The sequence below is a fragment of the Intestinibacter sp. genome, from assembly GCF_034113885.1.
In the GTDB taxonomy this organism is placed as follows: Bacteria; Bacillota; Clostridia; order Peptostreptococcales; family Peptostreptococcaceae; genus Intestinibacter.
This window is the reverse complement of record NZ_JAXEWM010000128.1, coordinates 1-13,270: the sequence shown is the minus strand read 5'-3', so window position 1 is coordinate 13,270 and position 13,270 is coordinate 1. Positions and strand designations below refer to the sequence as shown.

The window sequence follows — 13,270 nt, the reverse complement described above, 5'->3', positions numbered from 1 at the left end:
TCCTATTCCACCTGTAACATAGATGTCTTCACCCTCATTAACTCTGTCTATCATCTCAGCCTTCGCAAAAATATCCATAGTATGAGTTGCATCGATGTCATCTCCACCGTCTTTTTTTATAGAACAAATAGTATATTCTTTGTTTATTTCTATATTTTCAGGCTTTAGTGTCAAATAGATTCCTTTTGGTGTATCTATGTTGACTGACTCTAATTTTCTTTGAGTAACTAGCATATATGTCGCAGCCTTAGATGCTGCAGCTGCACAAGATCCTGTAGTATATCCTCTTCTGTATTTTTTACCGTCTATATATACATATTCTTCCATAGTGTTACCTACATTGAATATAATATGGCATTAATTATTGCAGCAGCTAGATTGCTACCACCTTTTCTACCTTCTGATACTATGTAAGGTATTTCTGTTTGTTCTAGTGTATATTTTGATTCAGCAGCACCGACAAATCCAACTGGAACACCTACAACTGCATCTACACTACATCCAGCATTAAACATTTCTATAACCTTGTATAAAGCTGTTGGCGCATTTCCAAGAACGAATATTTTTCTGCCTTCATCCTTCATAGCTAATTCAACGGCTGCCATAGAACGAGTTATTCCTTTTTCTTTAGCTAGTTCTTTTGTTCTTTCGTCTGCAACTAAACATTTATATTCACAGCCTAATGCGTTTAATTTAGTTTTATTGATTCCACTTAAAGCCATGTTAGTATCTGTGTATATTGTGCATTTATTTTTTAATGCATCTATTATTTTATCCACAGCAGTTTCTGATATTTTTAATATGTCTAAGTATTCAAAATCTGCACTTGTGTGGATACATCTTTTGATTATTTTTTCTTCTATTTCATTTTTAAATTTGTACCCTGGTCTAATATCGTCTATTATTCCTTGAATTATTTCAAAACTTCTAGTTTCTATCATTTTTGGGTCTTTAATATATTCCATTCTACTTCCTCCCTAATTTTTCCATCGATAATATCTGATGTGTATATTTTTTTGTAGTATTTTGATATTTCAATTTCTCTCAAATATTGAATTACTCTCTTGTCGTCCATTTCCTTATCCATCAAAATTCCAATAACTGTTCCGCTATGAGCAATATTTACCCCATAGCATCCAAATTTATCGGAAATCTCTATAATTTCTTTAAGAAATGGCTTTTTATGTATATTTTCATTTGCCAAACTACTGTATGTACAAGCCTTTCCAACTAAACTCAAATCATTTTTATCCAGACCTTCATCTAATAATGAGAAAGATTTTTTTATGATTTCTTTGTTTTGCATCTTATACATTCTGTAATTTGGAGTCATTCTAATCGACTTTGTATCTAAAATATCATCTGGCTCCAATATAACTACTTTTGCATTACTAATACCACCCATATATTTTTTTATATCTGCCGTAAGCGGATTAAATATGCTGTGTCTATTCAACAATAATGAATCCGTAGCTTCTATTTTTACTGCTAATTTTGAAATTTCTTCACCAGTCAAGGTCTTACCCAACATAGATAATGTAGCATTTATAGTAGCTCCGATATCAGCAGTAGAACTCGCCATTCCCTTTCCTATAGGTATTTGGCTGTTTATATTTAGTGATATTTTTTTGCTTTCATCCACAGGTATATTAAATTTTTCAAATACAAGCTCCATAGCTCGTCTCGATTTTTTAGGTCCTGTGTGTATAACTTCCTTACCTTCTTCTAAAGTTGCCACTGAAAATAAATTGATCGCATATGATGATAAATACTCTTCATTATCTAAAACTCCCTGTACAAACTCACCACAAGACGCTGGACATACTCCGTAAAATTTCATACGATTATCCCAATGTTTTTTTCAACGCTTCTATCAAAGCTTTATTGTCCTCGTGACTTTTTATAGCCACTCTGAAGTAACCCTTATCAAGTCCAATAAAATTTGAAGCATCTCTTATAAGTATGTTGTACTTTTCGAAAAGCTCTAGCTTCAGTGAATTTGACTCACCATCTTCTAATTTCATAAGAACAAAATTTGTATCTGTATCGTAAACTTTTAATTTCGGTATGTTTCTCAACTCTTGTAACATGAATTTTCTTTCATTGACATAATATTCCTTGCTACTAGATATATAGTCCTTATCCTTGAATAAGTAATTAGATAAATTTTCTGCAAAAGAATTTATAGTCCAAGGCTCTTTATATTCATATATATTTTTTATAATTTGCTTGTTGCTAGTAACACCATATCCTAATCTAAGGCCTGGCATTCCAAAGAACTTAGTCACAGCCTTTAAGATAAATAAATTCTCTGTTTGATTTATTCTACCTATTAAGCTATATTTTTCCTCTTCTCCTACAAACTCCATAAAAGTTTCATCCACAATTAAAAGCTTATCGTTTTCGATCATCAAATCTAATAATTCATTTAAATTCTTGACCTTTCCATTTGGATTGTTTGGATTACATACAAATAAACTATCAAACCTGTCCATATTATTTTGTATCTCATCTAAATCAATGCTAAAATTATTTTCTTCCTTTAAATGAAAGTCTATTACTTCTAAATTATTTAATTTAGCCCCTCTACCGTATTCAGAAAAAGTAGGGTTTAATATCGCAATTCTCTTTTTTATACTCTTCATAAGTAGATATATAATCTCTGTAGCTCCATTACCTGGAATTATCAGTTCGCTATCTACATTTATATATTCAGAAATGTTATTTCTCAAATTAGTATAATTTATATCTGGATAACTTCTACTTTTTTCTAACCCTTCCAAAACATATTTTCCTAAATTGGAAATTATATGTGGATTTACATTTGAACTAAAATCGATTATGTCCTTTTCATCTTTTCCAAACTGCTTAGCCATATTGTCGACATTAGCTCCATGACCTAAATCCTTCATACGAATCCTCCTCATAACAAGTAATTACATAATAATCATATATATTAATATGTAAAATAATGTAAATACTAACATAGATGTCAAAGATGTAGCATATAGAATTTTATTTGTTCTAGCTATATCCTCTACTTCTATTTCTCTAGTTTTATCTCCAATAGTTGGCTTGTAAACTACCTCTCCAAAATAAACATTTGTGCCACCTAATTGGATTCCAAGTGCTCCTGCTACTGCACCTTCTGAAAAAGCACAGTTAGGACTTTTGTGATTTTTTCTATCTCTAATAGCTATTTTAAAGCAATTTTTATAGTCATTCCCTAAGAAAAAGTTGCCTATAGTAAATAAAATAACTGATATTCTTGAAGGAATATAATTTGCTATATCGTCTATTTTTGCTGAAGCAAAGCCTATATGAAGATATTTTTCATTTTTATATCCTACAGTTGAATCCAATGTATTAATCGCTTTGTATGCCATAGCAAGTGGTGCCCCACCTATAAAAGCATAAAATAATGGTGCGATTAATCCATCTACAGTATTTTCTGCAACTGTTTCTACTGTTGCCCTTATTATTTCTTTTTCATCTAAATTAGCTGTATCTCTCCCTACTATGTAAGATAGTTGGGTTCTAGATTTTTGAAGATCTCCTGTTTTTAGAACCTCATAAATCTTTTTAGCTTCATCCTTTAAGCATTTAGTAGCCAAAGTCGTATAAATCACAATCGAATTTATTATAACATAAACTACTGTATTAAATCTTGCCAACCTCATAACTAAATAGGTTACTGCAAAAGTTGTTCCAACAGTTACGAACCACAAGAAAAACCCACCTATCTTTAAACCTTTATCTGTCTTTGCTGTTTTTCTTACGGAATTTTCTACAACCTTTATTAATTTTCCTATATATTTAACTGGATGAGGAAATGAATAAGGGTCTCCTATAATTAAATCTGTAATGTATCCTATATATAATGATAAAATATTCATCTTATTTATTTCCCTTTTCTAAAAAGTTTGCTATACAATCTAAATTATTGTAAAAATGTGTATGTAAATAAGTCGCTAGGGTATTTCCACTACTATACCCACCATCCCATGTGTCAATGACTACTCCGTTTCTTTCCTTTGTCATTTCATAGGCACAAGTCTCTTCGCTTTCAAATACTGAGTGGTGGAACTCATGACCTTTTATAATTTGTCCTTTTTTCGCTAAGATTGTATCTACCTTTGCTTTTCCATTACAGTAGCCAAATCTCTTTAATGAAGATGTCATGATACTTGTTCCTTTAAATATTCCAACCATATCAAATAATTCTTTGTTTTGATCCTCTAGCTTTTCGCCTAAATACATCAATCCTCCACATTCTGCATATATCGGAATATTATTTTTGTGAGCTTCTAGTATAGACTCTTTCATAGATTTGTTATCGTGAAGTTCCTTTGCAAATATTTCAGGGAAGCCTCCTCCTATATAGATATAATCTGCATCAGGCACTTCTTTGTCCTCCATTGGACTGAAGTATTTAATTTCTAATCCTAGCTTTTCTAGTAGCTCTATATTTTCTCTATAATAGAAATTAAATGCTTTATCAAAGGCAACTGCTATAGATTTATTTTCTACTTTATGCTGAGCTACAAATTTATCTAAATCAAAATCGCTTTCTATTTCTTCTGTTTCTGATAATTCTATTATTCTGTCTACATCTATGTATTTTTCTATTTCATCTGCAAGATTATCAAATTTTTGTTTTAAAGAATCCATTTCTACACTTGGGATTAGTCCTAAATGTCTAGATTCTAGCGAGAAGCTTTTGTTTGGTGGGAAATATCCCAAAACTTCTATTCCTGTATATTTTTCAATGGCGCTTTTTAATGTTTTGTAATGGCTCTCGCTTTTTACATTATTTGTTATAATACCTTTTATATTTACATTTTCGTCTAACAACTTATACCCTAGCACCATAGCTGCTGCAGAAGCCGCCATTGCTTTTGCATTTATAACTAATATAACCGGTGCCTTTAATATCTTTGATGTATAAGAGCTTGTACAATCATCTAAATCTATTCCGTATCCATCATATAATCCCATTACTCCTTCTACAACAGATATATCTGCATCCTTAGAAGCTTCCTTTACTATATACTTGATTTTTTCGTCCTCAAGCATATATGAATCTAAGTTTCTAGAATATCTTCCTGTTATAAAAGTATGATAAGAAGGATCTATATAGTCAGGACCTACCTTAAAAGGCTGAACCTTTAAATTTCTCTTTGTAAGTGCCTGCATTATCCCCAATGAAATAGTAGTTTTTCCGACACCACTATTTGTTCCTGCAATTAAAATTTTTTTCATTTTTACCACCTATTATTTTTATTTACTTTCTTCGTTTTCAGACATAATTTCGTATATTTTTTCTATATCTAAGTGTTCTCTCAAGAAATCTGCCAATCTATCGTATTCTTTATCTTTAAATTCTTTAAAAGATTTGACCTTACTTTCTACTCTATCTAAACCTTTCATCTCTCTTATATTATTTAGAATTGTTCTTGTAAAATCTATGTCGTCAAATATTCCATGGAGATAAGTTCCAAAAACATTACATTCAGAATTTACGCTTCCTTCTGTGTAATTTACTTCTTCTCCTAATTTTTCCACTATTGTACATAGATTTTTAATACCGTCGCCTCTATCGGTAATTCCCATATGTATCTCATAACCTTTAACTCTTTTGCCTTCTAAGTTAGCAAAATATCCTGTAAGATTTTTATCTATAATAGCATCTACTTGAGTTGTAGTCTTCTCAAGCTCAAAAGTAGTTTCTGTATCTAGAAGTCCTATTCCATCTACCTCTTCTAAATCACTTTCTACATGATATGGATCTTTTAGCTTCTTACCTAGCATTTGATATCCACCACAAATACCTACAACTAGTTTTCCTCTTCTATGTAGCTCTTTTATTTGTTCTTCAAGTCCATTTCTTCTTAAGAACATCAAATCGTCTACTGTACTCTTAGTTCCTGGAATAATAACTATATCTGGATTGCCTAGAGATCCGCCATAATCGACATATCTAATGCTTACATCCTCTTGTGTTTCGAATATATTGAAATCAGTAAAATTAGACATATGTGGAGTTCTAACTATTTCTATATGTATGTCATTTACTCCCATTTGCTTCTTAAATCTTGTAGTAACGCTATCTTCATCCTCAATTTTTATATCAGTATAAGGCACAACTCCTAGAACTGGAACCTTTATTATGTCCTCTAGCATCTTTACACCAGAATCTAAAAGCTCTTTTCTTCCTCTAAATTTATTTATTATTACACCTTTTACTCTCTTTCTATCCTCTTCCTTAAGCAAAGCCATAGTTCCTACAATAGATGCAAATACTCCGCCTCTGTCTATATCGCCAATTAAAACTACTGGTGCATCTGCTATTTGAGCCATTCCCATATTAGAAATATCTCTTTCCATTAGGTTTATTTCGGCTGCACTTCCTGCACCCTCCATAACTACGACATCATATTTATCTTCAAATTCTTTAAATATATCTCCTAATACATCCATTAGCTGTAATTTATATTTAAAGTATTCTGGAGAATCCATATCGCCTACTACTTTACCCCTTACAATAACTTGGCTTTTATTGTTTCCTGATGGTTTAAGTAGTATAGGATTCATATCTGCTATAGGCTCTAGTCCACATGCTTCTGCTTGTGATACTTGTGCTCTTCCCATTTCTAGGCCTTCCTTTGTTATAAAGGAATTAAGAGCCATATTTTGAGATTTAAAAGGAATGACATTATATCCGTCTTGCTTAAGTATTCTACATAATCCAGTAACTATTATACTTTTTCCAACGTTTGATGCTGTCCCTTGAAACATTATTTTCTTACTCATCATCTTATCCCCTTTTCTGAATGCTATTATATTTTTACTCAAATTATTATCTACTTTATTTATAATGTAAAAAATTGTAAGCAAAAAATCCTAGCAAAAAGGCTAGGATTTTTCGTATTTATCAAACAAAATCTTCACCCCGAGATTTTAACTCTCATTAATCAATTTACCTAGGTATCCTGACTTGACTTCATCCTACTCCTATACCTTCCCATTTTTTCAAACAGTGGTTTTTATAGTTTCGTCCGTTTCACAGTAGCGGGGGCTGTAAGGCTTTTACCTTTTCCCTAAAATAAATCAATCTAATATTCTATTTTAAAAAACTCGTATCGTTTAACTTATCGATCACTGCAAATCCATTATCTACTTCTACAATACTCACAGAAGCATTTTCAATTTTGAAATTCCAGTGATATTCAAATGTATCTGATATCAAACAAGTTAAAATATTTCTTATAGTTCCTGCATGAGAACATATTAATATTGTACTATTATTTTGAGCATCTTCCAATATTAATTTTATCTCTTTAGATACTCTTTCATAACATTCAATTAAACTTTCGCCGTTTGGATATTTATATTCATATCCTTCATTTATCATTTTATTAAATTCATCAGGGTAGTTTTTTTGTATCTCTTTGAAGTCCTTTCCTTCGAAATCTCCAAAATTGATTTCCTTCAAGGCTTCACTTTCTTGTATATCTATTTTATTTATTTCAGCTAAATACTTAACTGTATCTTTTGTCCTACTTGATGTAGTCGTATAAATTTCGTCTATTTTTTCACTTTTTAAATAGTCTGTAAGTTTTTCTATTTGTATTTTTCCTTCTTCACTTACCCTACTATCTATATGTCCAGATAATTTCGCAAGCTCATTATCATCAGTAACTGCATGACGTACTAAAATTAATTTTTTCATATTCATGTCTCCCTACAATATTAAATCACTGATATTAGTAGATAAATATATATTAAATAAAATACTTCTCCAAGCTCTATTGTACATCCTAAAATATCACCTGTTATACCATCGATTTTTTTATATACATGATTTTTAAATAACAGTGCAAATACTATTATGAACAAAATTGAACTTAAAGCTACCATAATTATTGTATTTCGTTGTAAAAAAATTAATTTTGCAAACACTATAATTAACGCAGATGAATACATTACAGAAATTATAATCATATTCATAGTACCTTTTCCTATAAATAGATTTCCCATGCCCTTCGCTCTCGGAGTTACTGTCTTGTATGTCATAATCACAGCTCCAATTCTAGCTACAACTGGCATAAATATAACTATCCATAATAGATTATTTTGTATTAAGCAATTGATAAAGCCTATTTTTAATAAAATTAAAAACATTATAGCAAGAAGAGAATTTGTTCCTAATCTAGAATCCTTCATTATCTCTAAAATTCTTTCCTTATCTCTATTGCTGTATAGAGCATCAAATGTATCACCTAATCCATCTATATGAAGTCCTCCTGTTGTTAAAACCTCTATAAGTGTAATTACTATAGCACTTACAAATGGATCAAATATAGCTAATGAAAGCCAACCAAAAACATATGTTATTAAGCCTATAACAAAGCCTACTAATGGAAAATATACTATTGATTTATGAAATTCTTCGTCAAATCCAGTTTCTATTCTTATAGGTATTCTAGTCAAAAATTGTAATATCGAAATAAATCTGTTCATATCCTTACCCCTTTATCTTTGTAGGAATTCCACAAACTGTGAAATAAACTTCATCGCTTAATTTTCCAAGCATTTGATTTATTCTTCCTACAAAATCGCAGTAAACTCTACCTAATTTATAGCTAGGAACTACGCCTAAGCCGATTTCATTAGTAACCATGACAAAGTATAAATCAGTCTTCTTAACTTCCTCTATTAACTTTCTCACTTGATCCTTTATGTATTCTTCCAGCTCATTTATCTCTTGTTCTGTAGCATTATCTATGTCTATACCATCTACAAACATTAAATTATTTACTAATAATGTTATACAATCTAGTATTACTGTACTGTGTTTTTGGCTTATTTCATCGATTATAGTATATATGTCTTTGTATATTTCATATGTTTGCCATTCTTGAGGTCTACTCTCTTGATGCTTTCTAACTCTTTCCTTCATTTCGTCGTCAAAGGCTACTGATGTTGCAATATAAGCAGTACTATTATTTCTCGCCTTGCACAAAGATTCTGCAAAACCGCTTTTTCCTGATCTAGCACCACCTGTGACTAAAATAATTTTGCTCATATTTTTCTCCTTAATTATTGTCTACATTCCCATATCAACTTCGTCAAAAGTTAGCATATTTTTATAAACAAAGTTTGAAGCTTCTATCATATTGAATGCTAAAGCAGCACCACTACCTTCACCAAGTCTCATATCCATATTTAAGAATGGATCTAATCCTAATAAATCTAAAGCTTTTTTAGCCCCTGGTTCTGCTGATAGGTGAGATGCTATCATATATTCTTTACATCTTGGATTTATATTGTAGGCTATTAAAGCAGCTGCATAAGATATATATCCATCTAAAACAACAGGCACTCTATTTGCACTACATCCTAATATAACACCAGCCATAGCACCTATTTCAAATCCTCCGACCTTTTGTAATATATCTATTCCATCAGTAGGATTTGGTTGATTTATTTCAATTGATTTTCTTATTACTTCAGCCTTATGAGCTATTAATTCTGTTTTAAGACCAGCTCCCATACCTGTTATTTCTTGAGGATCACATCCAGCGATTACAGATATTATAGCTGTAGATGGAGTAGTATTTGCTATACCCATTTCTCCTATACCGATTACTTTGTAATCATCTTGTATGTATTTTTCACAAGTTTCTATTCCTATTTCAATTGATCTTATAGCTTCTTGTCTTGTCATTGCAGGACCTTTAGCCATATTAGAAGTACTCTTTCTTATTTTACAATCGATTACTCCTTCAATCGGTTCATCGCTATTGATACCGACATCTACTAATTGAACATCAGCACCTACGAATTTAGAAATTGTTCCTACACCATTTATTCTTTTTGGGAAATTTTTAGATTGTAGTATTGTTATATTTTGTGGGTGAGGTGCTACACCTTCTTCGTATACCCCGTGATCACAAGCAAAAGATAATATTATCTTTTTTGTAGTATCAAAATATTTACTTCCATATATACCTGCTAATTGTATACTTATGTCTTCTAATTTTCCTAAGCTTCCTTCAGGCTTTATTAATCTGTCTTGTCTAGCCTTTGCTTGTTCCATAAAACGAGCATCTAAAGGATATATATTTTTACATATACTTTCAATTAAACTCATCGTTTGTATTCCTCCTAACTTTAAAAAACATCTATTATAGATTATATAAGTTAATTTAGCAACTTTCTACTAATTTAGGTAGAATTTTGTAATTTAAGTTATTTTTTTGTCATGCCAATATTATTTTATAAATTATGACTAGCCTTTAATGCTTCATAGTTACATTTTATAGTGTATTCTATATCTTCATCTGTATGAGCATAAGATAAGAACATAGCTTCATATTGACTTGGAGCAATTAATATTCCTCTGTCTAACATTTCTTTAAAGTATAAATTGAATTTTTCTATGTCAGATTTAGATGCATCATCGAAGTTCTTAACTGGACCTGATGTAAAGAATAAGCATACTAATGAACCTGCTCTATTTACAGTATAGTTTAATCCTAATTTTTTAAGATTATCCTCTATACCTTCTTGTAGCATCTTACCTTTTCTGTCTAATTCAGTGTATATTTGTGGATTATCTCTTAATTCTTCTAGATTTTTCTTTCCTAAAAACATAGCAAGTGGGTTTCCTGATAATGTACCTGCTTGATATACAGGACCTACTGGAGATACGCATGACATTATTTCCTTTTTAGCTCCGTACGCACCGACTGGCATACCTGCACCTATTATCTTACCAAAGCATACCATATCTGGTTCTATACCAAAATATCCGATAGAACTATTGTAAGCTAGTCTAAATCCAGTTATAACTTCATCAAATATTAAAACAGTCTTGTATTCTGTACAGATATCTCTTAAGAATTGCATAAATTCTTGAGTCCCTGGAACAACACCCATATTTCCTGATACAGTTTCAACTATTACTGCTGCTATATCGTCGCCTTGTTCTTCAAAAACTCTTTTTACATCTTCTATATCATTGTATCTACATACTAAAGTGTTTTTTACGATATCTTGAGGTACCCCTGGACTTGTTGGCACACCAAAAGTTATAGTTCCTGAACCTGATTGAACTAGTAACCCATCAGAATGTCCATGATAGCAACCTTCGAATTTAAGTATTTTATTTCTGTTAGTATATCCTCTAGCTACTCTTAAAGCACTCATAGTAGCTTCTGTTCCTGAGTTTACCATACGCACTTGGTCTATTGCTGGATATGCATCAACTATTATTTTTGCAACTTCTATTTCTATTTCTGTAGCAACTCCGTAGCTTGTTCCTCTTTTTGCCATTTCTTCTAGTCCTTCTGACATAAACTCTGGACTATGTCCTAGCATAAGTGGTCCCCATGAGCAGATATAATCTATGTATTCATTTCCATCTACATCTGTCAATCTATCTCCATGAGCCTTATCTGCAAATATTGGTGTTAATCCTACTGATTTAAATGCTCTAACTGGACTGTTGACCCCACCTGGAATGTATTTTTCTGCCTCTTTGAATAATTGTTCTGATTTAGTATGTTTCATTCTCATAACCTCCATATTTTATATCTCAAATAAATCTTCAATGACTTTTATATATTCTTCTCTTTGACCTTTATTTTTTACTTGTTTTAAATTCATAATAGGCTCTCTAATCACTCTTTTTAATGCAGAACCCACCATTTTGTCGATGATTTTCTTTTCATGTTGATTTAAATCTATTTTTCTAAAAATATAATCTAAAGTATCTTCCTTTATTTCTTTACATTTACAGTTTAGCGATTGTATTGTTGGATCCATAAAAGTTAAATCTAGCCATTCTAAAAATTCATTTATTTTTTCATCTATAATCTTTTCTGCTTTTTGTGCTAGCTCATTTCTTTTTATATCATTTTTATCTTGAATTTCTTTTAAATCATCGATATCGTACAATTCAACATAATCGAGCTCTTTTAGCTTTGTATCTACATCTCTAGGTAGCGCAATATCCATTATATATACCTTCTTGTCTAATTTAGGCATTTCATCGTATTTTATTACTAAATGTGGCGAAGACGTTGCGCTTACTATTATATCTATAGACTCTTCTTCTAATATTTTATATCTATCGCTGTATTTGATTGGAATTATATTGTCAAATTTGTTCTCTATCTCTTTTATTTTTTCAATATTTCTATTAGCTATATAAATATTTTTTACATCTTCCTCTTTTAAGTGATTCAATGTAAGCAAATTCATCTTTCCTAATCCTATGATTAAAACATTTTTTCCCTCTAAGCTTCCTATTTTCTCTTTAAGTAGCTTTACGCCTATATAACTAATTGAAAGAGGCTGTTGTGATATTTTTGTTATTGTTTTTATCTCTTTAGATGTAGTAACTGCATCTCTAAATAACTTGTTGAAAACTTTTTTAGTTGCACCTAATTTCATTGAAAACTCATGAGAATCTCTCACCTGCCCAAGAATTTGGTCCTCTCCTAGTACAATAGAATCTAAACCTGCCGTAACATCAAATAAATGTTTAACTGCATCTAAATTCGTCTTTTTAAATAAATATTTGTCTATGTCTTTAACTCCAAAATATTCGCTATAAAAATTTACTAATTCATCAACTTTTTCTTCTATGTTTTCTGCATGTATATATATTTCACTTCTATTACATGTAGAAAGGATAACTACTTCATTTATATCTCTATCTAGTAGCATATTTATAGCTTCAATTTTTTTAGTATCTGTAAAAGATACTGATTCCCTAACATTTATTGGAGCCAAATTGTGATTTACCCCTACAACTCCTATGTCCATATTATTCCTCCATATCTTAAGATTTCCCTACTCAACACCTTAACCTATAGCAAAATTCATAAACTGTTACTTATTAAAATAATATCGGTACAAACATATACATTTCAACAATACCTCTCAAAATGATTATATCATTTTATAAAAATACTACAAATTTTTTTAATAATTATTTTAATATACTACGCCAAAATAAAGCAAAATTTTATCTTAAATATTGAAATCTAAATAGAAAATGAATGTAAAAAATTCAAATTTTAAAAGAAAAGATATATGAAAATTATTATTAAACAAAAAATAAAAAAAGATTACGTGGCTACGTCCTACTCTCCCAGGCGGTCACCCACCAAGTACCATCGGCGCTAAAGAGCTTAACTTCTGTGTTCGGAATGGGAACAGGTGTATCCTCTTTGCTATAATAACCACATAATCTTTA

Annotated in this window: 13 protein-coding genes, 1 rRNA gene and 1 riboswitch; all 14 genes read right to left on the bottom strand. The window is 30.8% G+C overall.

Going from position 1 to position 13,270, the window contains the following annotated elements; translation table 11 throughout:
- Window positions 1-327: cobalt-precorrin-5B (C(1))-methyltransferase (locus SPD90_RS07840; RefSeq protein WP_320924858.1), on the bottom strand; the 327-nt coding region annotated here is incomplete at its 3' end.
- An 8-nt stretch (window positions 328-335) separates the two neighbouring features.
- Window positions 336-965: a cobalt-precorrin-8 methylmutase gene (locus SPD90_RS07835; RefSeq protein ID WP_320924857.1), complete on the bottom strand. Its 630-nt coding sequence runs from the start codon at window positions 963-965 to the stop codon at window positions 336-338.
- Window positions 938-1,840, bottom strand: coding sequence for a GHMP family kinase ATP-binding protein (locus SPD90_RS07830; protein WP_320626594.1), 903 nt, complete (start codon window positions 1,838-1,840; stop codon window positions 938-940). Before SPD90_RS07830 ends, SPD90_RS07835 begins: the two co-directional genes overlap by 28 nt.
- 4 nt (window positions 1,841-1,844) lie before the next feature.
- Complete coding sequence (locus tag SPD90_RS07825) at window positions 1,845-2,912, bottom strand: pyridoxal phosphate-dependent aminotransferase (protein WP_320924856.1); 1,068 nt, start codon at window positions 2,910-2,912, stop codon at window positions 1,845-1,847.
- A gap of 24 nt (window positions 2,913-2,936) precedes the next feature.
- The gene (gene cbiB / locus SPD90_RS07820) at window positions 2,937-3,896 is read right to left on the bottom strand and encodes an adenosylcobinamide-phosphate synthase CbiB (RefSeq protein WP_320924855.1); all 960 of its coding nucleotides are present in this window, start codon (window positions 3,894-3,896) and stop codon (window positions 2,937-2,939) included.
- Window position 3,897: 1 nt separating this feature from the next.
- Window positions 3,898-5,262 (bottom strand): cobyrinate a,c-diamide synthase, encoded by a 1,365-nt coding sequence (locus tag SPD90_RS07815; RefSeq protein WP_320924854.1) that lies wholly within the window; start codon window positions 5,260-5,262, stop codon window positions 3,898-3,900.
- 18 nt (window positions 5,263-5,280) lie between these two features.
- Complete coding sequence (locus SPD90_RS07810; RefSeq protein ID WP_320924853.1) at window positions 5,281-6,813, bottom strand: cobyric acid synthase; 1,533 nt, start codon at window positions 6,811-6,813, stop codon at window positions 5,281-5,283.
- 152 nt (window positions 6,814-6,965) lie between these two features.
- Window positions 6,966-7,124: riboswitch (cobalamin riboswitch) on the bottom strand.
- The gene (locus SPD90_RS07805; protein WP_320924852.1) at window positions 7,124-7,732 is read right to left on the bottom strand and encodes a histidine phosphatase family protein; all 609 of its coding nucleotides are present in this window, start codon (window positions 7,730-7,732) and stop codon (window positions 7,124-7,126) included. It overlaps the preceding riboswitch by 1 nt.
- Window positions 7,733-7,752: 20 nt before the next feature.
- On the bottom strand, window positions 7,753-8,523 hold the full coding sequence (cobS, locus tag SPD90_RS07800; protein ID WP_320924851.1) for an adenosylcobinamide-GDP ribazoletransferase: 771 nt from the start codon (window positions 8,521-8,523) through the stop codon (window positions 7,753-7,755).
- A gap of 4 nt (window positions 8,524-8,527) precedes the next feature.
- Window positions 8,528-9,088 carry a bifunctional adenosylcobinamide kinase/adenosylcobinamide-phosphate guanylyltransferase gene (gene cobU / locus SPD90_RS07795; RefSeq protein ID WP_320625535.1) on the bottom strand — a complete coding sequence of 187 codons (561 nt, stop codon included), beginning with the start codon at window positions 9,086-9,088 and terminating at the stop codon, window positions 8,528-8,530.
- A gap of 21 nt (window positions 9,089-9,109) precedes the next feature.
- Entirely contained in the window at window positions 9,110-10,156 is a 1,047-nt protein-coding gene (cobT, locus tag SPD90_RS07790; protein WP_320625536.1) for a nicotinate-nucleotide--dimethylbenzimidazole phosphoribosyltransferase, read from the bottom strand.
- A gap of 125 nt (window positions 10,157-10,281) precedes the next feature.
- Window positions 10,282-11,577, bottom strand: a complete 1,296-nt coding sequence (hemL, locus tag SPD90_RS07785; RefSeq protein WP_320625537.1) for a glutamate-1-semialdehyde 2,1-aminomutase — start codon at window positions 11,575-11,577, stop codon at window positions 10,282-10,284.
- Between the two features lie 18 nt (window positions 11,578-11,595).
- Window positions 11,596-12,837 carry a glutamyl-tRNA reductase gene (gene hemA, locus SPD90_RS07780; RefSeq protein WP_320924850.1) on the bottom strand — a complete coding sequence of 414 codons (1,242 nt, stop codon included), beginning with the start codon at window positions 12,835-12,837 and terminating at the stop codon, window positions 11,596-11,598.
- Between the two features lie 307 nt (window positions 12,838-13,144).
- Window positions 13,145-13,261: ribosomal RNA gene (gene rrf, locus SPD90_RS07775) — 5S ribosomal RNA — on the bottom strand.
- Window positions 13,262-13,270 lie beyond the last annotated feature (9 nt).